This is a genomic window from Neisseriaceae bacterium CLB008, assembly GCA_041228285.1.
Taxonomy (GTDB): Bacteria; Pseudomonadota; Gammaproteobacteria; order Burkholderiales; family Neisseriaceae; genus JAGNPU01.
The window spans coordinates 2,287,343-2,310,048 of record CP166133.1 but is presented as its reverse complement, the minus strand read 5'-3'; the positions used below and the strand labels follow the sequence as shown (position 1 = coordinate 2,310,048).

General features: G+C 52.5%; 18 protein-coding genes. 9 read left to right on the top strand and 9 right to left on the bottom strand.

Translation table 11 applies throughout. From position 1 onward, the window contains the following. Positions 1-2: 2 nt before the first annotated feature. Positions 3-1,538 carry an acyl-CoA synthetase FdrA gene (gene fdrA, locus AB8Q18_10610; protein ID XDZ50638.1) on the bottom strand — a complete coding sequence of 512 codons (1,536 nt, stop codon included), beginning with the start codon at positions 1,536-1,538 and terminating at the stop codon, positions 3-5. A gap of 276 nt (positions 1,539-1,814) precedes the next feature. Between fdrA and AB8Q18_10605 the strand changes: the two genes are divergently transcribed. From AB8Q18_10605 to AB8Q18_10590, 4 genes are all read left to right on the top strand, one after another. Then, entirely contained in the window at positions 1,815-2,774 is a 960-nt protein-coding gene (locus AB8Q18_10605; GenBank protein ID XDZ50637.1) for a LysR substrate-binding domain-containing protein, read from the top strand. 78 nt (positions 2,775-2,852) lie between these two features. Continuing rightward, entirely contained in the window at positions 2,853-3,236 is a 384-nt protein-coding gene (locus tag AB8Q18_10600; protein XDZ50636.1) for a hypothetical protein, read from the top strand. 101 nt (positions 3,237-3,337) lie between these two features. After that, positions 3,338-5,356 carry an excinuclease ABC subunit UvrB gene (gene uvrB, locus AB8Q18_10595; protein XDZ50635.1) on the top strand — a complete coding sequence of 673 codons (2,019 nt, stop codon included), beginning with the start codon at positions 3,338-3,340 and terminating at the stop codon, positions 5,354-5,356. Between the two features lie 35 nt (positions 5,357-5,391). Continuing rightward, positions 5,392-5,871, top strand: coding sequence for a YbhB/YbcL family Raf kinase inhibitor-like protein (locus AB8Q18_10590; protein XDZ50634.1), 480 nt, complete (start codon positions 5,392-5,394; stop codon positions 5,869-5,871). Positions 5,872-5,940: 69 nt separating this feature from the next. On the opposite strand, the gene mgtA is transcribed toward AB8Q18_10590, so the two are convergent. Together mgtA and AB8Q18_10580 are read right to left on the bottom strand one after the other, a co-directional pair. After that, a complete protein-coding gene (mgtA, locus tag AB8Q18_10585) occupies positions 5,941-8,658 on the bottom strand; it encodes a magnesium-translocating P-type ATPase (protein XDZ50633.1) in 2,718 nt (905 codons plus the stop codon). A 1,001-nt stretch (positions 8,659-9,659) separates the two neighbouring features. After that, positions 9,660-10,007, bottom strand: coding sequence for a hypothetical protein (locus AB8Q18_10580; protein XDZ50632.1), 348 nt, complete (start codon positions 10,005-10,007; stop codon positions 9,660-9,662). Between the two features lie 26 nt (positions 10,008-10,033). Here AB8Q18_10580 and AB8Q18_10575 point away from each other — a divergent pair, with 26 nt between their 5' ends. The 4 genes from AB8Q18_10575 to AB8Q18_10560 all read left to right on the top strand — a co-directional run bounded on the left by AB8Q18_10575 (position 10,034) and on the right by AB8Q18_10560 (position 13,437). Beyond that, positions 10,034-10,645, top strand: coding sequence for a LemA family protein (locus tag AB8Q18_10575; protein ID XDZ50631.1), 612 nt, complete (start codon positions 10,034-10,036; stop codon positions 10,643-10,645). Positions 10,646-10,647: 2 nt separating this feature from the next. Beyond that, complete coding sequence (locus AB8Q18_10570; protein XDZ50630.1) at positions 10,648-11,514, top strand: YgcG family protein; 867 nt, start codon at positions 10,648-10,650, stop codon at positions 11,512-11,514. After that, positions 11,514-12,014 (top strand): TPM domain-containing protein, encoded by a 501-nt coding sequence (locus AB8Q18_10565; protein ID XDZ50629.1) that lies wholly within the window; start codon positions 11,514-11,516, stop codon positions 12,012-12,014. Before AB8Q18_10570 ends, AB8Q18_10565 begins: the two co-directional genes overlap by 1 nt. Positions 12,015-12,090: 76 nt before the next feature. Then, positions 12,091-13,437, top strand: a complete 1,347-nt coding sequence (locus AB8Q18_10560; GenBank protein XDZ50628.1) for a DUF445 domain-containing protein — start codon at positions 12,091-12,093, stop codon at positions 13,435-13,437. Between the two features lie 33 nt (positions 13,438-13,470). On the opposite strand, the gene acs (AB8Q18_10555) is transcribed toward AB8Q18_10560, so the two are convergent. The 6 genes from acs (AB8Q18_10555) to AB8Q18_10530 all read right to left on the bottom strand — a co-directional run bounded on the left by acs (AB8Q18_10555) (position 13,471) and on the right by AB8Q18_10530 (position 21,725). Next, positions 13,471-15,441, bottom strand: a complete 1,971-nt coding sequence (gene acs / locus AB8Q18_10555) for an acetate--CoA ligase (protein ID XDZ50627.1) — start codon at positions 15,439-15,441, stop codon at positions 13,471-13,473. A gap of 58 nt (positions 15,442-15,499) precedes the next feature. Then, positions 15,500-17,146 (bottom strand): cation acetate symporter, encoded by a 1,647-nt coding sequence (locus AB8Q18_10550; protein XDZ50626.1) that lies wholly within the window; start codon positions 17,144-17,146, stop codon positions 15,500-15,502. Then, the gene (locus tag AB8Q18_10545) at positions 17,139-17,468 is read right to left on the bottom strand and encodes a DUF485 domain-containing protein (GenBank protein ID XDZ50625.1); all 330 of its coding nucleotides are present in this window, start codon (positions 17,466-17,468) and stop codon (positions 17,139-17,141) included. The genes AB8Q18_10550 and AB8Q18_10545 overlap by 8 nt, the downstream gene beginning before the upstream one ends. 225 nt (positions 17,469-17,693) lie before the next feature. Beyond that, positions 17,694-19,661, bottom strand: a complete 1,968-nt coding sequence (gene acs, locus AB8Q18_10540) for an acetate--CoA ligase (GenBank protein XDZ50624.1) — start codon at positions 19,659-19,661, stop codon at positions 17,694-17,696. A 95-nt stretch (positions 19,662-19,756) separates the two neighbouring features. Continuing rightward, positions 19,757-21,412, bottom strand: a complete 1,656-nt coding sequence (locus AB8Q18_10535) for a cation acetate symporter (GenBank protein XDZ50623.1) — start codon at positions 21,410-21,412, stop codon at positions 19,757-19,759. Continuing rightward, a complete protein-coding gene (locus AB8Q18_10530; GenBank protein XDZ50622.1) occupies positions 21,405-21,725 on the bottom strand; it encodes a DUF485 domain-containing protein in 321 nt (106 codons plus the stop codon). The genes AB8Q18_10535 and AB8Q18_10530 overlap by 8 nt, the downstream gene beginning before the upstream one ends. Positions 21,726-22,334: 609 nt before the next feature. Between AB8Q18_10530 and AB8Q18_10525 the strand changes: the two genes are divergently transcribed. Beyond that, positions 22,335-22,667, top strand: coding sequence for a YegP family protein (locus AB8Q18_10525; GenBank protein ID XDZ50621.1), 333 nt, complete (start codon positions 22,335-22,337; stop codon positions 22,665-22,667). The last annotated feature ends 39 nt before the right edge of the window (positions 22,668-22,706 follow it).

The window sequence follows — 22,706 nt, the reverse complement described above, 5'->3', positions numbered from 1 at the left end:
AATTACTCCTTATTTCGTTGAATCAGTTGGGCAGCGGCGACGCCTAGGTGAACGGCGCTGTCGACTAAAAACACGCCTGCTTCTGTGAGACGCTGCTGTTGGCGCTGCTTATTTTGAACGTCGGCATCGGTGCCCAAAACATAGGCAATGACATTGAGCGGACGGTTGTCGGCCTTGGCCAAGCGCTGTGCTTCTTCAATGGCGGGCAGCATGGCGCCGATGGGGTCGGCGTTGGCGCCGTAGCCCAGCTCAAAGTCCAGTAAGATGGTGCCGACGTCGGCGTCTTTAGCCGTTTCGATGAGGGCTTGGGCGCGGAAGGTGGCGTCGATCATGGGATGAGGCCGGCCTTGAGTGTAGTCGTCGTCGCCAAAATCGATCATGGCGTGATGGTGGGGGGCTTGGCCAAAGCGAATGCGTTCGGCTTCTGGGCCAGCGACGTTAGAGTAGACGTCTGAGCTGACGGCTTTTACGGTGTAGAATACCTCGTCACAGATGGTGCCACCGGCAAATAGGCCGCGTACCCAGGGGGCAGCCTTCGGACTGGCCTGGGCCAAAATGGCGTCTAGGCGTGCTTGTCCTTGGTCTTTGGGCGCTTGGCCGGTGGCCAGCTGAACGGCCAGCTGCGCGGCCTCTTGGCTGTGGCGCGCATAGGTGATGTTGCCTTCGCTGCCGCTGAGGTTGGCGCCGATAAAGCACAGCACCACAGGTTTATGCGCCGCCTTGGCCAGCGCGATCATTTTGTCTTGCACGCTTTGTGCTGGGGGTTTAGACAATAAAATAATGACTTGGGTGGCGTCATCGGCCAGCAGCATATTAAAGCCATCGGTCATCATGATGCCGCCGACGGCTTCGCTTAGGTCGCGCCCGCCCACGCCGATCAACTGGCTGATGCCTTGGCCCATGGCGTCGACCTGCACGCTGAGCTCTTGGCTACCGGTGCCTGAAGCCGCAACCACGCCAATGTTGCCGCGACGCACTTGGTTGGCAAAGCAAAGGCCGGCGCCGTTGATGATGGCGGTGCCGCAGTCGGGGCCCATGACCAAGAGGCCGCGTTCGTGGGCCAGCTGTTTGAGGGCGATTTCTTCTTCGACGCTGACGTTGTCGCTGAAGATCATCACGTGTTTGTCTTGCTGTAAGGCCAATTTGGCTTCTGCCGCCACGTATTCACCCGGAATGGAGAACAGAACGAGATTGGCGTCGGTTTGCTGTTTAAGAGCTTGCTTTAAAGTATTGAAGGTATTGCTCTGGCCTGAATCACCTTGGGCGCTTTGCGCCTGTAGTTCGGCGATTTGGGCAAAAACGGTCTCTGCATCGGCTTCGTTAGCGGCCTGAACCACGATGATTAAGTCGGTTTTAGTGGCGTTGCGAATGGCGTCGGTGCCGAGGCCAACGTTGTCGATGACCTGTTTGTTCATGTCGGTGCCCATGCCAATCATGGCCTGCTGGACCAGCGGCAGCTGATTGACCTTGGTTGACAGCGCCATGAGGGACATGGAGTCAACGTAGGTATTGGATTTTATTTCTGCTTTAATATACATAATCAATCCTTTAAAGAGTAAGGTGAATGAATGTCGTCAATAAGGTTCAAACCAGAATCTACTGCGCGCCCTGAGCTTTGAAGGCTCCGGCGTGTGGATTAGGCTGAGGCAATCGGTTAGGATGCTGAATGGCTTAATCATGTGCGTGTTGTTATGGTTAGTGTGTCCGTATTTAACCTATTAGCCTAGAGGTTTGAATATAACTTGATGATTTGGGATGAGTGGATGAAAAAGATTCAAGGTATGATCTATCGCATTGAACATTAAGGAAAATCAATGAAATCTATTTTTTCAGAAGATATACTGAAGATTTTTGAACAAGTTGCTGTGACGGGTAGTTTTACCGCAGCAGCGCAGGCCTTGGGGCTGACGCCTTCTGCGGTGAGCCACAGCATCAAGCGTATTGAAACCTATTTGGATGCGCCTTTGTTTACCCGCCAAGCGCGCACCGTGACCTTAACCCATTCGGGCGAATACTTACTTAAAAAAACCACCATGCTGTTGGATGAGTTTGGAGCGATTAAACGCAGCATTGAGAGCATCGATGCCAATATTGCTTTGAAAATCCGACTGTGCCTGAATAATCTTTTGCATACGCCCCATCATACCGCCGAGCTGCTCACGCATTTGAAGCGTCGTTTTCCTTTGTGTGAGTTCAGCATCAGCACCGAAGTGTATAACGGCGTGTGGGATGCACTCTTACATCAGTCGGCCGACGTGGCCATTGGCGCCCCAGGTATTGTGATCGACGGCGGCGGCTTAAACTACACCGACATTGGCTACATTGATTGGCTGTTTGTGGTGGCGCCTGATCATCCTTTGGCCAAAGCGCCTGAGCCAATTGCGGAAAGCACGCTGCGTTCTTATCCAAATGTGTTCATTGCCGATACCGCCCAACGCGTTAATAAACGGGTGGGCTGGCTTTTATATGGGCAGGAGGTGATTAAGGTCACCGATTGGGAAACCAAAAAACGGCTACAGATGATGGGGACGGGCATCGGCTTTGTGCCGGCCAGCATGGTGCAGCAAGAGTTAGCCGATGGGCGTTTGGTGGCGAAAAAAATTAAGAATCCACGCCAGCCGTCTAAGCAGCTATTGGTCATTAAGCAGGAGTTAAAGGGTGAGTTTAGCTATTGGCTAGAGCAGGCGTTTGCGCCTGGCGGCGTTTTGGCCGATCTGTATCAAGATTTATTGCGTCCAGGCAGCGCCGATGGTGCAGACGTGACGGCGGTTTAAAGCCGCTTTATCAGCCCCGTATTTTATTGTACCCTTAAGGTTTTTACTGGTTTATTTTCCAGAAAGCTCAAAACACACATGAACGACCATACCCCTACACAAAAAAAGGCGCTGATCGGCATTCGTTGCGGTTGGATCGGTGCTTTATTAAGCGTTTTAGCCACGGTGACGATTGCGCTCCTGTATAGCCCTTATTATTGGCTTGATGTGGCCATTATTGCCCTGTTCGGCGTGGGTATATTCAATAAAAGTCGCGTGGCCGCATGGCTGCTGTTGGCTTATTTCATCGTGTCCAAAGCGATGATGTGGTTTGCCCTCGGCGATGCGCTGTTTGATGGCGTAGAAGGGTGGTCGAATTTATTTACGGGCTTTGTCTTCATCGGCCTTTATGCTGCTGCGGTTTGGGGCACCATGCTGTGGCAAAAAGAAGCTAAGGCTAAGCGGTTGGCGCACGCAGCTTGATGATCTTAAATCGCGCCGCCGGCCTTGTCTTTTCGGCGCTTAGCCCCATCTAATGTCTTGTACTGCCTTATTATTTATTTCAAGAATGGTTGCCGTTGCTTATGAATTTGATTCAATTTCCCAATAGTCCCTACCAGCTAAACCGCCCGTTTGAACCGGCGGGGGATCAGCCCACGGCAATCGCAAGCTTGGTTGAGGGCTTGGCGGATGGCCTGTCGTTTCAAACCTTATTAGGCGTGACCGGCTCGGGTAAAACCTACACCATGGCCAATGTGATTGCCCAAAGTGGCCGTCCGGCCATCATCATGGCGCACAATAAAACCTTGGCGGCGCAGCTGTATGCGGAAATGCGTGAGTTTTTTCCCAATAATGCCATTGAGTACTTTGTGTCTTATTATGATTACTATCAGCCAGAGGCCTATGTGCCTAGCCGCGACCTCTTCATTGAAAAAGATTCCAGCATCAACGAACACATTGAACAAATGCGTTTGTCGGCGACTAAAAGCCTGATGGAGCGCCAGGACGTGATCATTGTGGCGACAGTGTCGGCCATTTACGGTATTGGTGACCCTTCTGAATATCATCAGATGATTTTGCATCTGAAAGAACATGAAACCATGGACCAGCGGGCCATCATCAGCCGCTTGGTGGCGATGCAGTATGATCGCGGCGACATGGACTTTAAGCGCGGCTCGTTTCGCGTGCGCGGCGATGTGATCGACGTGTACCCAGCCGAGAGCGCCGAAACTGCCGTGCGCATCAGCCTGTTTGACGATGAAATTGAAAGCCTCACCTTGTTTGATCCGCTTACCGGCGCCACCAAACAGCGGGTGGGCCGCTTTACCGTGTTCCCGTCTAGCCATTACGTGACGCCACGCGAAACCGTGCTGCGCGCCTGTGAGACAATTAAAACTGAATTGGCCGACCGCATCGAATGGTTCACTAAGGAAGGGCGTTTGGTTGAGACCAAGCGGATCGAGCAGCGAACCCGCTTTGATTTGGAAATGCTGTACGAAATGGGTTTTTGTAAGGGCATTGAAAACTATTCTCACCACTTCAGCGGGCGCCCACGCGGCGAACCGCCCCCCACCTTGCTGGATTATTTACCTAAAAACGCCCTCATGTTCCTAGATGAGAGTCACGTCACCGTGCCGCAAATTGGCGCCATGTACAAAGGCGATGCGGCGCGTAAGGCCAACTTGGTCGATTATGGTTTTCGCTTGCCAACGGCGATGGACAATCGACCGCTTAAATTTGAAGAGTTTGAGAAAATCATTCCGCAAGCCATTTTTGTGTCGGCCACGCCGTCGAAATATGAGGGCGAACATGCTGGCCAAGTGGTGGAGCAAGTGGTGCGACCAACCGGTCTACTGGATCCAACCATCATCATCCGTCCTGTGGATACTCAGGTAGACGATTTATTAAGTGAAATTAATCTGCGCATCGACAAGGGTGAGCGGGTGTTGGTGACCACCTTGACCAAGCGCATGGCCGAGCAGCTCACCGATTACTATACCGAGTTGGGCATTAAAGTGCGTTATTTACACAGCGACATCGACACGGTAGAGCGGGTGGAAATCATTCGTGATTTACGCTTAGGCCTATTTGACGTTTTGGTCGGGATTAACCTCTTGCGCGAAGGCTTGGACATTCCTGAAGTGTCTTTGGTGGCGATTTTGGATGCCGATAAAGAGGGCTTTTTGCGTAGCCACCGCAGCCTGATTCAGACCATTGGCCGTGCCGCGCGTAATGTCAACGGCCAAGCTTTGCTGTATGCTAATAGAATTACCGAGTCGATGCGCTTAGCCATCGAAGAAACCGAGCGTCGGCGTGAGAAACAAATCGCCTTTAACCTAGCCAACGGCATTACCCCTACCCAGATTAATAAGAAGGTGCGCGACCTGATCGACGGCGTGTACGCCCACGACGACGGTAAAAAAGGCAGTAAAGGAAAGCTTAAGGGCACTGACATTCGCAGTGAAGAAGACGCCATTAAAGAAATCGCCAAGCTTGAAAAAGCCATGGCCCAAGCGGCGCGCGATTTGGCTTTTGAAGAAGCTGCGGCATTGCGTGACCGCATCCGCCACATTAAAGAGCACCTGTTGTTTGGTGCAGAATAAGGGCTCAGCCCTTTTGATCAGAATAGGAGTGTGACATGAGTGAATTTCGTTTAAGCAGCCCTTTAGTCGCAGACGGCGGTACCTTGCCGATGAGTGCTGTCTTTGAAGGTGGCAATCAGTCTTTACCCTTGAGCTGGAGCGGTGCGCCAGAGGGCACCAAGAGCTATGCCATCTCTTGCTATGATCCTGATGCCCCAACCGGCTCTGGTTTTTGGCATTGGATGGTGATCAATATTCCGGCCAGCGTGACAGAGTTGCCGGCCGATGCTGGGCGCGTGGACAACAGCTTACTGCCAGCCGGCGCGCGCCAAATGCGCAGCGATTACGGCGACTACTGTTTTGGCGGCGCTAATCCCCCTAAAGGTGATCAGCCGCATCGCTATATTTTCACCGTGATGGCGATCAGCGAAGAGGCTTTGGATTTACCTGCCGACATCACCACTGCGGCCACGGGCTTTAACCTGCATTTCAAAACTTTGGCTAAGGCGAGCTTCACCGCCTATTTTGGTCAGTAAATAAGCTGAATAAAAAACCCAGCCTAGGCTGGGTTTTTTTGCGTTTAGGGCTAAGGCTCGAGAAGGAGCTTAATACCAGGTTTTGAAGCGACGCAGGTAAATCGTTTTCATGCCCTGTGCCACGAGGCAATAGCTCAATAGGGTGAGAACGAGCCAAGGGAAGTAAGACCAAGGCAGCGGCTGTAGCCCCACCATCGCACCTAGGGGCGAGAAGGGGATGTAAATGCCCAGACCCATCACCACGATACTCATCAGCATGACCGGCAGCGTGGCCGTGCTTTGAATGAAGGGGATTTTACGGGTACGCAGCATGTGTACGACCAAGGTTTGCGACAGCAGCCCTTCAATAAACCAGCCAGATTGGAACAAGGACTGGAATTCTGGCGCATTGGCGGCAAATACATACCACATCAGCGCAAACGTGGTCATGTCGAAGATTGATGAGGTTGGCCCAATCCACAGCATGAAGCGGCCAATATTGGGAGCGTCCCATTTACGGGGCTTTTTCAAATATTCTTCGTCGACCGTATCCCAAGGCAATGCCAGCTGGGAAATGTCATACATCAGGTTTTGAATCAATAAATGGATGGCCAACATAGGGAGAAAAGGAATAAAGGCGCTGGCGACCAAAACGGAAAACACGTTGCCAAAATTAGAGCTGGCCGTCATGTTGAGGTATTTCATGATGTTGCCAAAGGTTTCTCGGCCTTTGAGCACGCCTTCTTCCAACACCATCAAGCTTTTTTCTAACAGAATGATGTCGGCTGACTCTTTGGCGATGTCGGTGCCGCTGTCGACCGAAATGCCGACGTCGGCATCGCGTAAGGCCGCAGCATCATTGATGCCGTCGCCTAAGAAACCGACGGTGTGGCCATTTTGCTGTAAGGCTTTTAAAACCCGTGATTTTTGCAGCGGCGTGAGCTTGGCGAAAATGGTGCGTTCTTCTACCACTTGTCGTAGGGCTTCGTCGTCCATGGCCTCGATCTCATGGCCGAGTATCGGCGTGCCCGGCATCAGGCCAACCTGCTGGCACACTTTGGCGCTGATCACTTCGTTGTCGCCGGTGAGGACTTTAACCGTAATGCCGATGTCGCTTAAAGCAGTTAAGGCCGGGCCAGCGGTTTCTTTGGGCGGATCAAGAAAGGTCAGTAGGCCTTCGATGACGAGGCCGTTTTCATCGCTGGTGTGGTAGTTGTCTTTGAGTGCGTCTGGGCCAAAGCGCTTGGTGGCGATCAGCAACACCCGAAACCCATCTTCATTATATTGCTGAGACAGGGCGTTCAGCGTGGCGCTGTTACCGGCATTCAGTGGCTCTACTTGGCCATTGAGCCGAATGTGGGTGCTGATGTGCAGCATTTCCTCTACCGCCCCTTTACAGATGAGCAGATGTTCGTTGGTTTGCTGTTGCACGATGATGGACAGACGCCGGCGTACAAAATCAAACGGCAGCTCATCGACTTTTAAATAGGCGTGGGGCTTGACTAAGTTGTGGTCGGCATCGGCGAACTGAATGACGGCCTTATCCATCAAGTTGCGCATGCCGCTTTGGTGATGGCTGTTCAGCCAGGCTAAGCTGAGGATGTGTGGGTCGGCATGGCCGCTGGTGTTGAGATGGTGGGCCAAGATGATTTGGTCTTGGGTGAGGGTGCCGGTTTTGTCGGTGCACAGCACGTCCATGGCGCCTAGGTTTTGAATCGCATTCAAGCGCTTGACGACGGCTTTGTTTTTGGCCATGGCCATTGCGCCCTTAGCCAAATTGGTGCTGACGATCATGGGCAACATTTCAGGCGTGAGGCCAACGGCTACGGCTAGGGCAAACAAAAATGCCTCGGTCCAATCGCCTTTAGTGAAGCCGTTAATCAATAAGACCACGGGCACCATCACCAGCATGAATCGAATCAACAGCCAACTGACGCTGTTCACGCCCTTGTCAAAAGAGGTTTGTGGGCGGCCGCCGGTAATGGATTTAGCCAAAGAGCCGAAATAGGTTTGCCCGCCGGTGGCGACGACTAGGGCCGTGGCGGTGCCGCTGACCACGTTGGTGCCCATGAAGCAGATATTGGGCTGATCCAGCGGACCTGTGTGCTGGTCGCCAGAGGCGGTGGCTGATTTTTCGGCCACGTCGCCTAATGTGTCGTACTTTTCCACCGGCAGCGATTCGCCGGTGAGGACGGCTTGGCTAATGTACAGATCGCGTGAATCGATGAGGCGGATGTCGGCGGGAATCATGTCACCGGCAGACAAATGGACGATGTCGCCTTTAACTAGGTCGGCCATGCCCACTTCGATGAGTTTTGAGGGAGAGCGTGAATCACGCCGTCGGCGTACCGTGGCCGTGGTTTTGACCATGGATTTAAGCGACTGAGCCGTTTTGGCCGAGCGGTATTCCTGCCAAAACCGCAACAGGCCGCTTAAGATCACCATGGTGAAAATGATTAAGGCGCCGGTGAGGTCGGTTTCTTCACCTTCCTGTAGCGGTAGCCAATAGTCGGTGACCACGCTGATGATGGCCAAGATCAACAGCACAAAGATAAAGGGGTTTTTAAACGCCAATAACAGCTGAATCAGGACAAAAGGCGGTTTGTCATGAGCCACTTCATTGGGGCCATTTTTTTGGAGGCGATCGGCCGCTTCAGCCTGAGTTAAACCGTCAGGATTACTGGCTAAGCGTTGAAAAGAGGCCTCAAGGCTGTGTTGGGTTTCCTGTAGCGCGAGCATGGAAAGTTTGTCTTGCTTGGGGGCGGCTTTGTTGTGTGGGTGAGCCGCGTTGTGTTGGGATTGCGTCATGACGCTTACTCCTTGTCGCAGACACCAACGCGCGACAGGGCGAGCCTAAGGACTAGGCGTCAGCTACGAGCGGTTGATGCGGATGCGAAGCAAATTAATGGGGCACAGGTTAGGTTGAATGCGCTCGACGCCGCTTGCTGTGCCGGCAAGGGCGCGATGAGCGGCCTGGGGTCGTCGTCCATGAGGGTTTCCTTTTTGTGGGTGGGGATAGCGGTTGCCGGCGTCAATCATCCGAGAACGATTGACGCAGCGCGTCCGATGAGGGTGATCATCCAGACGTGGGTGGGCGCAAAGTGTCGCGCCCATAGAGCCTTAGTCAGCGACTAGGGGGTTCTAAAGGGGGCGTGAGCGACGGGCGCAAAAAGGCTAAGGCCAAGCGCCGAGAAGCGAAAAAATAGGGAGTGAAGATCAATGGTTTTTGCATGGTGGTTACTCTGGCCTAAACAGTCGTCAGGCGTTCTGTAACCGAAAAATCGAGCACGAAGCAGCGTGACGAACCGTTAAGCGGGGTTCTTTAAATGAAATGAGGCTGCCGCAGTGGGCGCGCCGGCATAAGCGGGGTCAGGCATGGTGATTCACGTGCTTTCTGTTTATGATAATTAAGTAATGATGACTTAGTGGGTAGTACTTATACGCCCCTCAATGATGAGCGTCAACCATCAGGGTGCGAATGTGTGGCGCGCATGGATTAAGTGTCGTATGGATGCGGCAAGTCCGCTTGAGTCTATGGGGATAAGGCGTAGGACTTTATAATATGTGTTTAAGATTGCGTGTGGCTGAAAATGGTCGCTGTGGCGGGGGTAAAATGAGCTGAAGAAGATGGTTTGTTGGCATTGTGCGGAGGTATCTAAAATATGAAAACAACCGCTACTCCTTCGATTATTTTGCTATTGGTTGAAAGTTGCCTTTAGCTACCTTGTGTGACAACTCACCACGTCTCCATTAGGTGAAGTACCGTCCCCTTTTTAGCCGCCGAGGCGGTTCGTGCAGGGCCGGGGTGGTTAAGGCAAGCATGTTTGAGTATTTGGCCGAAGGCTCAAATATGAGTTCTTGCCGCCGGCAATGCGCGGGCCAACGAGGGCACCCGCGTAGCGGGCGGATAAAGTGGGGTGTTTTTTCTTTGCTTCGTTTCTTTTGGACATCCAAAAGAAATGACGTCGCCCAAGGGGCGAAACAAAACGACTAATCAATAGCGAAATAGCCGAAGCATTATGAAACAAATGATTCAAAATGGTGGGCACGCTACGCTTTGCCCACCCTACAAATGGCCAATAAACCATCCTTACGTTGACAAATAAGGCAATCATCTGTAAATAAATTATATGAAAGATACGTGTTTTACTTTTCATTCACTCCACTAAAAAAGAGGGCTAATATGTTCAAGAAATGGCTATTAATGGCGGTCATGGTGTTGGGTTTAAGCGGTTGTGGTTACAACACCATGCAGCAGCAAGATGAGGCAGCTAATGGCGCTTGGTCAGAAGTCCTGAACCAATATCAACGTCGTGCCGATTTAATTCCTAACCTAGTGAATACGGTTAAAGGTTATGCCAAGCATGAAGAAGGCGTGTTTGTGGCAGTGACCGAAGCGCGCGCCAAAGTAGGGCAAATGCAGATTAATGCCGACCAGCCTTTGGATGAGGCACAGCTGGCACAGTTTCAAGCGGCTCAAGGAGAGCTTAGCTCAGCCCTGTCGCGCTTGTTGGTGGTGTCGGAAAACTATCCTGCTTTGAAAGCCGACGCCAACTTCCGCGACCTACAGGCTCAGCTTGAAGGTACGGAAAACCGCATTGCCTTAGCGCGTAATCGCTACATTGAAACCGTTCGGGTATACAACACTACGGTCCGTTCGTTCCCGACCAACCTCGTGGCTAAAGTGACCGGCATGTCGATCCGCCCACAGTTTAAGGTTGAAAATGAGGCTGCAATCGCCAAGCCTGCGACGGTGAATTTTGATGACGTGGCACCTGCACCTGCAGGTCAATAGGCATGACGACATGGTTTAAATACGGCCTGCTGCTGGCGCTTAGCCTTTCATGGGGCTGGGCGCAGGCAGCCTTGGTGGCGGTGCCCACACTGAATGACCCAGTGATGGACACGGCTCAGATGCTCAGTGCGTCTGAACGCCAAGAGCTGTCGCAGCAGCTACGCACGTTTGCGCAGGAGCAAGGCAGCCAAGTGGTGGTGTTGACGGTGGCAACCATTGAGCCGGAAACGCCATTTGACTACGCCACCCGAGTGATGGATGCCTGGCGTTTGGGCCGTCAAGGCGTGGACGATGGTGTGCTGCTGTTATTGGTACGCGATGAACGCAAGAGCCACATTGCCGTGGGTCGCGGCCTAGAAGGCGCGATTCCCGACATCTACACCAAGCGGATTTTGATGGACACGCTGGCACCCTATATGCGTGAAAACCGTGTGTATGAAGGCTTGGTGGTGGCGACGCACCAATTGCAAAAGCTGATTTTAAATGAAGACTTGCCTGAGATTCAGCAGGGCCAAGCCGCTGATGAAGGCTTTGGCCTAGAGTCAGCGATGGTGCTGGTGTTCTTCTTGTGGGCTTTTGCTGGGCGCATTATTAAGGCTATTTTTGGCAAAACCTTCGGCAGCGTGGTCAGCGGCGGCCTAGGATTTGGTATTGCCTTATTGATGGGGCTGTCGCTGGGCTTTAGTGTTTTGATTGGTCTGGCGGTATTGGGCCTGAGCTTTTTAGTGTCGCCTGCCATTATTGGGTCTGGCGGCTTTGGCGGAGGATCTGGTGGCGGCTTCGGTGGCGGCGGATTCGGCGGTGGCGGTGGCGGCTTCTCTGGTGGCGGCGGCAGCTTTGGCGGCGGTGGTTCGTCGGGGAGTTGGTAATGAATAAAATAATGCGATGGTGTCGACACCTTGTAACGCCGACCTGGCGCGTACGGCAGCTGTTTCCGGAGACACTGTTGCGCGAGATTGAGGCGGGCATCAGTGCGTCTGAGCAGCAGCATCAAGGCCAGCTACGGTTTGTGATTGAGTCGTCATTTAATGCGGCCGCGATTTTTTCGGGCATGACGCCTCGGGAGCGGGCTTTAGAATGGTTTGGTTCGCTGCGGGTGTGGGACACCGAGCACAACAGCGGCGTTTTGGTCTACATCAGTATGGCCGATCATGCGATTGAAGTGATTGCCGATCGGGGCATTAACCGTCAGGTTGACCCCCAAGCGTGGGCCGAAGTGTGCGCTTTGATTCAGGCTAAGTTTGCCCAAAAAGCCTACGCTGATGGGCTGACTGAGGGTTTGGCGGCCATCAATGCTTTGCTGTTGGCCCATCTGCCGCGCGACACGCCGCTGGTGAATGAATTGGCGGATGAGGTGGTGTTAAAATAAGCCTTTGGGTGCACGCCTGCCCTGGGTTAAGAGCTGCCGGCGTGTTAGGCAGCTTTTTTGATGAAAAAGGAAGCGTATGTCTTTTTGGCGAACCAGCCCTCGTGCCTTAAGCATTGACCCTGATCGTGTGGCCAAAGCACAGCTGCGACGAATGCGGTTTTTTGCCACTGGCCTGTTGATTTTGGTGGCCTTGGTGTTTGTATTGGCCCATGTTTTTGGGGCTGCTTGGCAGGGCTTTGTCTATGTGAAAGCCTTTACTGAAGCGGCCATGGTGGGCGCCTTGGCCGATTGGTTTGCGGTGGTGGCGCTGTTTAAGCGGCCACTGGGCTTGCCGATTCCGCACACCGCTATTTTGCCGCGTAAACAGGCGCGCTTGGCGGCGCAAATTGGGGTGTTTATTGAGCGTAATTTCCTGCAGGGCAATGTGATTGCCAATCGGGTTTATCGACTACGTCCCTCGGATAAAGCTTTGGGGTGGCTGGCGCAAGACGCCAATCAGCAGCAGCTGGCAGAGGGTTTAGCCAAGCAGCTGCCGGTGCTGTTGCAGCAAGTGCCGCCAAACGTAATGGCTGAGTTTGCGGGCCAGCTATTAAAAAAACATTACTCGGGCGAGGCTTTGGCCTCTGCCTTGGCCAAGGGCTTAGTGTTTGTGCAAGGGCATGGTCAACACCGTTTGGCCACCGACGTGGTGCTGAAGCAGGCGCAAAAATGGCTACGCCTTGAGGCCACCCAAACCATGTTGGAGCACAACATCAATGAATGGGTGCGTAAGGTGAAAACCGATGCCCCCAGCACGTGGGACAAGATTGTGGCGGCGGTTAAAGGCAGCGCTGTAGACATGGTCGATGATTGGTTGGCCAAGAAAATCTTGGCCTGGGCCGATGATTATCTACAAAATGTCTTAGACAACCCTGAGCATGAGCTGCGGCAAAGCCTTGAGACACGTTTAAGCCTGATTGTGTTGCGGCTGTCGCGCAGTAAAAAATGGGCGCGTCAGCTGGGTGAATGGAAAGATCAGCTCAGCGACGATGCGCAGTTTCAGGCCATGCTGGCCGCGTTTTGGGTCAGCGTACAGGATTGGGCTGAGGCGGATGTGGCCAATCAACAGGGGTTTATGGCCTCGAAAATTCAGGCATTGCTTGGCTATGGCTGCCGCCAACTGCTGGCACAGCCGCGGTTGTTACGGCGCCTGGACATGCGTTTGGCGCTGTGGGTGAAGCAGCTGGTGAATCAGTATAAATCAGTGGTGAGTCAGTTTGTATCGGATAAGGTCGCCGCTTGGGATCAGCGGACCTGGGTGCAGAAGCTGGAGCTGAGTGTAGGCAAAGAACTACAGTACATCCGCATTAACGGGACCCTGGTTGGCGGCTTAGTAGGCCTGCTGATTTATTTTGTGAGTCATTATTTACCGCAGCTGCCCTAAGCTTAGGCCGTCACGTGTGACGGCCTTTTGGGTTTATTGACTGATGACTTTGGCTAACTGGGCCATGATTTGTGGGTTTTCAAGGGTGGAAATGTCTTGGGTCAGTTCTTCTCCTTTGGCTACGGTACGCAGCAGTCGGCGCATGATTTTGCCAGAACGGGTTTTGGGGAGGCCGTCGCCAAAGCGAATGTCGTGCGGCTGAGCGATTTTGCCGATTTCATGCGCCACCCATGTTTTGAGTTCTTGAGCAATGCGCTGAGCGTCTTCTGCTTCGGGTAAGGCGGCTTTAAGCACCACAAAGGCCACGATGGCCTCACCGGTAATCGGATCAGGCTTACTGACTACGGCGGCCTCGGCCACTAAGGGGTTGGCCACTAAAGCCGATTCTATCTCCATGGTGCCCAAGCGATGACCAGACACGCTGAGGACATCGTCGACGCGGCCCATGATCCAAAAATAGCCCTGTTCGTCTCGATAGGCAGAGTCGCCGGCTAAATAGGTTCGGCCACCTAATTCACTGGGGTAATAGGTTTTTTTGAACCGTTCCGGATCACGCCACAGCGTGCGCAATAAAAAGGGAAAGGGCTTTTTGATCACCAAGAGACCGCCCGTGCCTGCAGCCACGGGGTGACCTGCCTCATCCACAATGTCGGCGGCAATGCCGGGGAGCGGCAGGGTGCATGAGCCAGGCTTAGTGTCGACCACGCCTGGCAGGGGCGTAATGGCGTTGGCGCCGGTTTCGGTTTGCCACCAGGTGTCGACGATGGGGCAGCGGCCTTGGCCGACCACGTTGTGATACCACATCCATGCTTCAGGATTAATCGGTTCGCCCACGGTGCCCAAGAGCCGTAGGGAGGAAAGGTCGTGCTGGCTAGGGAAATCGTGGCCAAGCTTGATCAAGGCGCGAATGGCGGTGGGGGCAGTATAGAAAACCGACACCTGATGTTTGGCGATGACTTGCCAAAAACGGTGGGCGTTGGGGAAGGTTGGCACGCCCTCAAAAATGACTTGAGTAGCGCCTACGGCTAAGGGGCCATAGGCCACATAGGTGTGGCCAGTGATCCAGCCTACGTCGGCGGTACACCAAAAGACATCGTTGGCCCGGTGATCAAACACCCATTTCATGGTTAAGATGGCCCCGAGTAAGTAGCCGCCGACGCTGTGTACGACGCCTTTAGGTTTACCGGTGCTGCCTGAGGTGTACAAAATAAAGGCCACGTCTTCGGCGCTGAGCCATTCAGGCGTACAGCTGGCGGCTTCGTTGGCCACCAGCTCATGCCACCAATGATCCCGATGCGTTACCCAGTTAAGCTCAATGTCGGTGTGTCTGAGCACGACGACGGCGGTAACGCTGGGGCATTCGTCTGCCCCCAAGGCTTGATCCACCATGTTTTTTAAGGGAATGTGCTTACCGCCGCGAATGCCTTCGGTGGCGGTGATGACGACTTTGGCCTCAGCGTCTTGAATGCGTTCGCGTAAGGATGTGCCCGAAAAACCAGCAAACACTACGGAATGGATGGCGCCGATGCGGGCACAGGCCTGTATGGCGACAATGGCATCCGGCACCATGGGCAGATAAATCGCGACGCGATCGCCTTTGCCCACGCCCAGTTTTTTTAAGCCATTGGCAAAGCGACACACCCGTTCGTAAAGGCTTTGATAGCTGATGCGTTCGCTGGTGCCGTTGTCGTGTTCAAAAATCAACGCTGTTTGGTCGGCTTTTTCGGGGAGGTGGCGGTCGAGACAGTTGTAAGAGAGGTTGAGGGTGCCATCGCCGAACCATTGATATAAGGGGGCGTTGCTGCCGTCAAAGACTAGGGTAAACGGCGTTTGCCAGCTGATGTGGCGCCGCGCTAGCTGGGCCCAATAGCCTTCGTAATTAGCGTCTGCTTGCTCGCACAGCGCTTGGTATTGCGTCATGCCTTGAACATTGGCCTGAGCGACAAAGTCGGTGCTAGGAGAGAAGCGGCGGGTTTCTTTTAAAACGGAAGTGATGCCAGACATGATGAGTCTCCTTATGCTAGGGCGCACGTCCAGAGAGGGCGTGCGCCGATACGGATGATTAATGTTTTTCAGCGCCAGAGGCACCAATGCCGGTTACTGAGCGTACATATTGTTGTTCAAAGCCTGCTTTGTCGATGCGGGCGCGGTCAGACTTGTCGGTGACCGAGAACAGCCAGGCAACGATGAAGGCGGTCGGGATGCTGAATAAGGCAGGGTTACCGTAGGGGAAAATAGCTTGGTCATTGTGCATCACGGAGACCCAGACGGTGGGGCCCAAAATGATCAACACCACGGCGGCGATAAGGCCTGCAAACCCGCCCACGGTGGCGCCGCGCGTGGTTAAACCGCGCCAGAACATCGACAGGACCAAAATAGGGAAGTTAGCCGAGGCGGCAATGGCAAACGCAAGGCCAACCATAAAGGCCACGTTTTGAAACTCAAACGCCAGCCCCAGCACGATTGCAATCACCCCCAGCGCCAAGGTGGCCATGCGCGAGACCAACAGCTCTTGCTTTTGTGAGGCTTGGCCTTTTTTAATCACCGAGGCGTATAGGTCGTGGCTGACGGCTGATGCGCCGGAAAGGGTGAGGCCTGCGACCACGGCCAAAATCGTGGCAAAGGCCACGGCGGAAATAAAGCCGAGGAAGAGGTTGCCGCCAACGGCAGCTGCCAAATGCACGGCCGCCATATTGATGCCGCCAACCAAGTCTCCACCTTCGCCCATATAGGCAGGATTGTTAGACAAGAACATGATGGCGCCAAAGCCGATGATGAAGGTCAAAATATAGAAATAGCCAATAAAAGCCGTTGCCACAAAGACAGATTTACGTGCCTGTTTGGCGTCTTTGACGGTGAAAAAACGCATCAAAATATGCGGCAGACCCGCAGTGCCGAACATCAGGGCAATGCCGAGCGACAAGGCATCAATGGGATTGGCGACTAGCCCGCCAGGGCCCATGATTTTTTCGCCTTGGGTATGGGCATTAATGGCCGTAGTGAATAGGGTGTCAAAGCTAAAGTCTACGGCGATCAACACCATCAGCGACATAAAGCTGGCGCCAAACAGTAATAAAACGGCTTTGATGATCTGCACCCAAGTGGTGGCCAGCATACCGCCGAACAGGACGTAGAGGATCATCAACACGCTGACGATGATGACGGCCCAGTAGTATTGGATGCCAAATAAAAGCTCAATCAACTTGCCTGCGCCGACGACTTGGGCGATCAAATACACCAAGACGACGGACAAAGTGCCTGAGGCGGACAAAATGCGTAAAGGCGTGGCGCTGAGGCGGTAGGCAGCGACGTCGGAAAAGGTAAAGCGCCCTAAATTACGCAGGCGCTCGGCGATGATGAATAAGACGATGGGCCAACCGACTAAAAAGCCTGTGGAGTAAATTAGGCCATCGTAGCCTACTGCAAACACCATGCCGGAAATCCCTAAAAAGGACGCGGCCGACATATAGTCTCCAGCGATGGCCAAGCCATTTTTAAAGCCGGTGATGCCGCCACCTGCGGTGTAGAAGTCGCTGGTGGATTTATTGCGCTGGGCGGCCCAATAGGTGATGCCCAGCGTGGCGATGACGAAAATAAAGAACATGATGATGGCTGGGATGTTGGCCGCACGGCCATCAGCGGCATAGGCAATACCGGGGTAAAGGCTGAAGCTGAGTAAGGCCCATAGCAGCCCTGTGTGCTTATTCATGCGTCACCTCCGCTTGGGTGACTTCACGAACCACTTTTTGGGTGATGGTTTCATAAATACCGTTGGCGCGATGCACGTAGATGCCGGTAATCAGAATGGCGAACAGAATCACAAATAAGCCAGCATAGATGCCGACGGTGACGGCGCTGTCGCCCACGGTTTGGGCAAAAGTGGCGGGTGAAGCGCCGATATACAAAATATAAATCACGTATATGCTGATCATCATGGCCGTAAGCGACCATCCTAAGATGCTTTTTGCACGAGCCATGGCCTGAAATTCAGGATGCGCCATGACGCGGTGGTCAATATTGTTTTTATTCATCTATAGTCCCCTTTGAATGGCGCAGGATTACGCCAACTTAATTTTTACGGGGTAATCCTTTATGCTGTCTAATTTTTATTTTTGATGACCATCATTTGTGATGATTATGATTATGGAATTTAAAGGGCTGGTGGGGTGAATGGTTGAGGCTAGAGGGGGGAATGTTTTGGGCATAAAAAAGCAGCCCCGATCGGGGCTGCTAGAGGCTGCTGCTGAGGCCTGTGTTTACTTGGCTTCTTCGGACAGCTGTGCCATGATTTGTGGGTTTTCCAAGGTGGAAATGTCTTGGGTAATGGTTTCGCCTTTGGCTAATGAACGCAAGAGGCGACGCATGATCTTACCCGAGCGGGTTTTGGGTAGGTTTTCGCCAAAGCGAATGTCGTCCGGTTGGGCGATCTTACCGATTTCATGGGCGACCCAGCTCTTGAGTTCGGCCGCAATGCGTTTGGCTTCTTCACCTTCTGGACGGTCGTCTTTTAACACCACAAAGGCCACGACGGCTTCGCCTTTAATCTCATGCGGTTTACCCACGACGGCGGCTTCAGCCACCAGAGGGTTGGCCACTAAGGCAGATTCAATCTCCATCGTGCCTAAGCGATGGCCAGAGACGTTCAATACGTCGTCCATCCGACCCATGATCCAGATGTAGCCGTTTTCATCGCGGTAGGCTGAATCACCGGCCACATAGTATTGGCCACCGAACTCATCGGGGAAGTAGGTGCTGGCAAAACGCTTGTCGTCGCGCCAGATCGTGCGTAAGAGCGATGGAAACGGGCGTTTAATCACCAAAAAGCCGCCGTTGCCAGTGTCGACCGCAGCACCAGATTCATCCACAACGTCGGCCATGATGCCGGGCAGCGGTAGGGTACAAGAGCCGGGCTTAATCGCAATCGCGCCGGGCAGCGGGGCGATGCTGTTTGAACCGGTTTCGGTTTGCCACCAGGTGTCGACGATGGGGCAGCGACTGGCGCCCACGGTTTCGTAAAACCACATCCACGCTTCTGGGTTAATCGGCTCACCCACAGAGCCTAGGAGGCGCAATGAGGTCAGATCGTATTTTTTAGGCAGGTCGCTGCCCAGTTTAATCAAGGAGCGAATCGCCGTTGGCGCGGTGTAAAACACCGTGACTTTATGGCGCTCGATCATTTGCCAGAAGCGTCCCGCATCTGGGTAGGTGGGAATGCCTTCAAAAATCACTTGGGTGGTGCCAATGGCCAGTGGGCCGTAGCACACATAGGTGTGGCCGGTAATCCAGCCTACGTCGGCGGTACACCAGAAAACGTCGTTGTCTTTATTGTCGAATACCCACTTCATGGTGGTGATGCCGCCCAATAAATAGCCGCCAATGCTGTGCTGTACGCCTTTAGGCTTACCAGTACTGCCCGATGTGTACAAAATAAACAAAGGGTCTTCTGCACTCATCCATTCAGGCTCACACTCTTTGTCTTTATGGGCAATTAAGTCGTGCCACCAGATGTCGCGCTCGGCAAACCATTCGGTGTCTGAATCGGTGCGCTGTAGCACAACGACTTTTTCAACAGATGGGCATTTGCCATTAGCGACGGCCTCATCGACGGTAGATTTAAGTGGCGTTTTCTTACCCCCACGCAGGCCTTCATTGGCCGTGATGATGATTTTGGCTTCGGCGTCGTTCACGCGATCCGATACGGCACCAGAAGAAAACCCACCAAAAACCACCGAGTGAATGGCGCCAATACGGGCACAGGCCTGCATGGCCACAACGGCATCGGCCACCATGGGCATGTAGATCACCACGCGGTCGCCGCGGTTAACGCCTAGGCTTTTTAGGCCGTTGGCGAATTGGCATACGCGCTCGTATAGCTGTTTGTAGGTAATGTGTTCGCTGGTGCCGTCATCCTGTTCGAAAATAATGGCGGTTTTATTGGCCTTTTCGGGTAGGTGGCGGTCGATACAGTTGTAGGAAATATTCAGTTCGCCATCGGCAAACCATTTGAAATAGGGCGCATTGCTGCCGTCAAAGGTTTGGGTAAATGGCTTATGCCAGTCGATGTGTTCGCGTGCAAGGCCAGCCCAAAACCCTTCGTAATCTTCGTTGGCTTGGTCGCATAAGGCGTTGTATCCTGCCATGCCCTTAACGTTGGCGTGGGTGACGAACTCATCGGATGGATTGAAAATTCGCGTTTCTTTCAATACTGATTCAATTGCAGACATGACAACTCCTTTGTTTTTGTTGTGCAAATGGCGCATCAGGCATCATGTTGACCTGATGCGCCTTTGGTTTTGCTCCGTGCTATGGGTTCAATGCCTTAGTGGTCTTGGGCGTCAGAGGCGCCAATACCGGTCATCGAACGAACATATTGTTGCTCAAAGCCCGCTTTGTCAATTGCGGCGCGCTCAGAGCGATCGGTGATTGAGAACAACCAAGCCACGATGAAGGCCAGTGGAATGGTGAATAGTGCAGGGTTAGAGTAAGGGAAGATGGCTTTTTCATGATGCATCACCGACACCCAAACAGTTGGGCCTAAGATGATCAACACCACCGCCACGATTAAACCGGCTGCCCCACCCACAACGGCACCGCGTGTGGTCAAACCTTTCCAGAACATAGACAAGAATAGGATGGGGAAGTTTGCCGATGCTGCGATGGCAAAGGCCAAGCCCACCATAAACGCCACGTTTTGGTTTTCAAACGCAATCCCTAACACAATGGCCACAACGCCTAAGCCTAAGGTGGTCATGCGTGACACCAACATCTCTTCTTTTTGTGACGCTTTGCCTTTTTTAATCACTGAGGCGTATAGGTCATGGCTAACCGCTGACGCACCAGATAAGGTCAAACCTGCGACGACGGCTAAAATAGTGGCGAAGGCAACGGCTGAAATAAAGCCTAAGAAGAGGTTGCCGCCCACGGCTGCCGATAAATGTACTGCGGCCATATTCACGCCACCGATCAAGACATTGTCGCTGCCAGGCTCCATAAACTGAGGGTTGTTGTACACCAACATGATGGCGCCAAAGCCGATGATGAAGGTCAAAATGTAGAAGTAACCAATAAAGCCGGTGGCCACAAATACTGATTTACGGGCTTCTTTAGCGTCTTTGACGGTGAAGAAACGCATCAGAATATGAGGCAGGCCAGCGGTACCAAACATCAAGGCCAAGCCCAAGGACAATGCATCAATCGGATTGGCGACGAGTCCGCCAGGCTTCATGATGTCGATGCCTTTAGGGTGAACGTCAACGGCTTTCTTGAACATCGCTTCAGGGCTAAAGCCAACGGTTTTCAATACCATGAAGGCCATGAACGAGGCGCCAGACAGCAGCATCACGGCTTTGATGATTTGTACCCAAGTGGTGGCCAACATGCCGCCAAAAAGCACGTACAGCACCATCAACACGCCCACGATGATCACCGCCCAAATGTAATTCATGCCGAACAGTAATTGGATCAACTTGCCTGCACCCACCACTTGAGCAATTAAGTAAATTAACACCACAGACATGGTGCCGCCCGCGGCAAATAGGCGTACGGGGGTGCCTTTTAAGCGATAGGCGACTACGTCTGAAAACGTAAATTTACCTAAGTTGCGTAAGCGTTCTGCGATTAAGAACAGCACGATGGGCCAGCCCACTAAGAAGCCGGTTGAGTAGATCAAGCCATCGTAGCCGGTGGTGTACACCATGGCAGAAATACCCAGAAATGATGCGGCAGACATAAAGTCACCGGCAATGGCCAAGCCATTTTGGAAGCCAGAAATACCACCGCCAGCGGTGTAAAAGTCTTTGGTCGACTTGTTTTGTTTGGCCGCCCAATAGGTAATGTAGAGGGTGGCGGCCACAAAAATAAAGAACATCACAATGGCGGCTATATTGAGCGGTTGTTTTTCGACTTCGCCGGTTAAGGCATCGGCCCAAGCAGGTAAGCTAAAGCCCAATAGGGCAAGGGGTAGTAATTTATTCATGGTTCATAACCTCCTTAACGACTTTGCGCGTTGCGTCTTCGTATTTGCCATTGGCTTTACGAACGTAAATGCCGGTAATGGCAACGGCGAACACGATGATGAACAAACCAGCATAAATGCCAATGGTGGTGGTCATTCCGGCCGCAACGGGTTGGGCAAAGGTTTCGGGGCTAATGCCGATGTATAAAATATAGATCACGTAAAATACAAACATGACGAAGGAAAATGACCAGCCTAGACGGCTTTTTTGCTTGGCCATGGCCTTAAAGTCAGGGTTTTCCAGCACTTTCTTAACGACTTCTTGTTGTTCCATAATCGTTCTCCTGGTTGGTTCTCTCTTTTGTACACTTGACGCACTGATTATTTTGTTTGCGTAGGGCCATTTAAAATAAATTAGTGTAGATTGCCTAATTTTATTTTTTGATAGCGGGCATCGGTTTGGCTGATGATGTCTTATTAGTTGTTGATAAATAAGTTAAAAATGAATTATTTTAAATAAATTTAAGGTTGAAATTATTTATGCTGCACTGCGTTAAAAGGAGCGATAAGATGCGAAATTCATGAATACGGCAGCATGTTGTGGTGAGCTGACGGTGGTGATGTTGCGGATGATTGTGCCTATTGGCTGCTTAAATCTGTTGCTGGGCCAGTAGAGGCTGGTGGGTGAATCACAGCGTGCGCATAAAAACCTCGATGAGGCTTGGTTCGATAGGGGCTTACAGTCATAAAGCATATGGTTGAATGATATATAAATGGTATTTTAAACCACACATGGTGGGGTCAAAAAGCACGGTCGGATCGAAAATATTTACTTTTAATATCAACTGTGTTTAATTGATAAAGTAGGTAAAGTTCTCTGACCAAGCCGTTAAACGGACGGTGTTGGCAGTCATTCGGTTTCATTTTTGAAGGAGTCCAGGCCATGAGCAGCAAGTTCGAGATTTTTCAGAGTGAAAAAAGTAAGGAATTTTATTTTCGATTAAAGGCCGAAAATGGCCAAATCATTTTGCAAAGTGAAGGCTATACAACAAAGGCAAACTGTAAGAATGGGGTGGCTTCGGTCAAGAAAAACGCCCCGCACGATCACGCCTACGTCACCACCGACACCCATTTTAACCTTAAATCTTTGGATAATGGCCAAGTCATAGGCAGTAGCCAAAGCTATGCTTCAGCCAGTACGCGCGACAACGGCATCGCTTCAGTGAAGCGCAATGCCCCCATTGCTGAAGTCATCGATTTGACTGCGAAAGCATAAGCGATAAGGTGGGTACCAAAACAAGCCTCGTGTGTACAC

Coding starts and splice junctions, on each gene's coding strand:
- fdrA (XDZ50638.1), bottom strand. CDS start 1,538: ATGTATATTAAAGCAGAAATAAAATCCAATACCTACGTTGACTCCATG.
- AB8Q18_10605 (XDZ50637.1), top strand. CDS start 1,815: ATGAAATCTATTTTTTCAGAAGATATACTGAAGATTTTTGAACAAGTT.
- AB8Q18_10600 (XDZ50636.1), top strand. CDS start 2,853: ATGAACGACCATACCCCTACACAAAAAAAGGCGCTGATCGGCATTCGT.
- uvrB (XDZ50635.1), top strand. CDS start 3,338: ATGAATTTGATTCAATTTCCCAATAGTCCCTACCAGCTAAACCGCCCG.
- AB8Q18_10590 (XDZ50634.1), top strand. CDS start 5,392: ATGAGTGAATTTCGTTTAAGCAGCCCTTTAGTCGCAGACGGCGGTACC.
- mgtA (XDZ50633.1), bottom strand. CDS start 8,658: ATGACGCAATCCCAACACAACGCGGCTCACCCACACAACAAAGCCGCC.
- AB8Q18_10580 (XDZ50632.1), bottom strand. CDS start 10,007: ATGAAAAGTAAAACACGTATCTTTCATATAATTTATTTACAGATGATT.
- AB8Q18_10575 (XDZ50631.1), top strand. CDS start 10,034: ATGTTCAAGAAATGGCTATTAATGGCGGTCATGGTGTTGGGTTTAAGC.
- AB8Q18_10570 (XDZ50630.1), top strand. CDS start 10,648: ATGACGACATGGTTTAAATACGGCCTGCTGCTGGCGCTTAGCCTTTCA.
- AB8Q18_10565 (XDZ50629.1), top strand. CDS start 11,514: ATGAATAAAATAATGCGATGGTGTCGACACCTTGTAACGCCGACCTGG.
- AB8Q18_10560 (XDZ50628.1), top strand. CDS start 12,091: ATGTCTTTTTGGCGAACCAGCCCTCGTGCCTTAAGCATTGACCCTGAT.
- acs (XDZ50627.1), bottom strand. CDS start 15,441: ATGTCTGGCATCACTTCCGTTTTAAAAGAAACCCGCCGCTTCTCTCCT.
- AB8Q18_10550 (XDZ50626.1), bottom strand. CDS start 17,146: ATGAATAAGCACACAGGGCTGCTATGGGCCTTACTCAGCTTCAGCCTT.
- AB8Q18_10545 (XDZ50625.1), bottom strand. CDS start 17,468: ATGAATAAAAACAATATTGACCACCGCGTCATGGCGCATCCTGAATTT.
- acs (XDZ50624.1), bottom strand. CDS start 19,661: ATGTCTGCAATTGAATCAGTATTGAAAGAAACGCGAATTTTCAATCCA.
- AB8Q18_10535 (XDZ50623.1), bottom strand. CDS start 21,412: ATGAATAAATTACTACCCCTTGCCCTATTGGGCTTTAGCTTACCTGCT.
- AB8Q18_10530 (XDZ50622.1), bottom strand. CDS start 21,725: ATGGAACAACAAGAAGTCGTTAAGAAAGTGCTGGAAAACCCTGACTTT.
- AB8Q18_10525 (XDZ50621.1), top strand. CDS start 22,335: ATGAGCAGCAAGTTCGAGATTTTTCAGAGTGAAAAAAGTAAGGAATTT.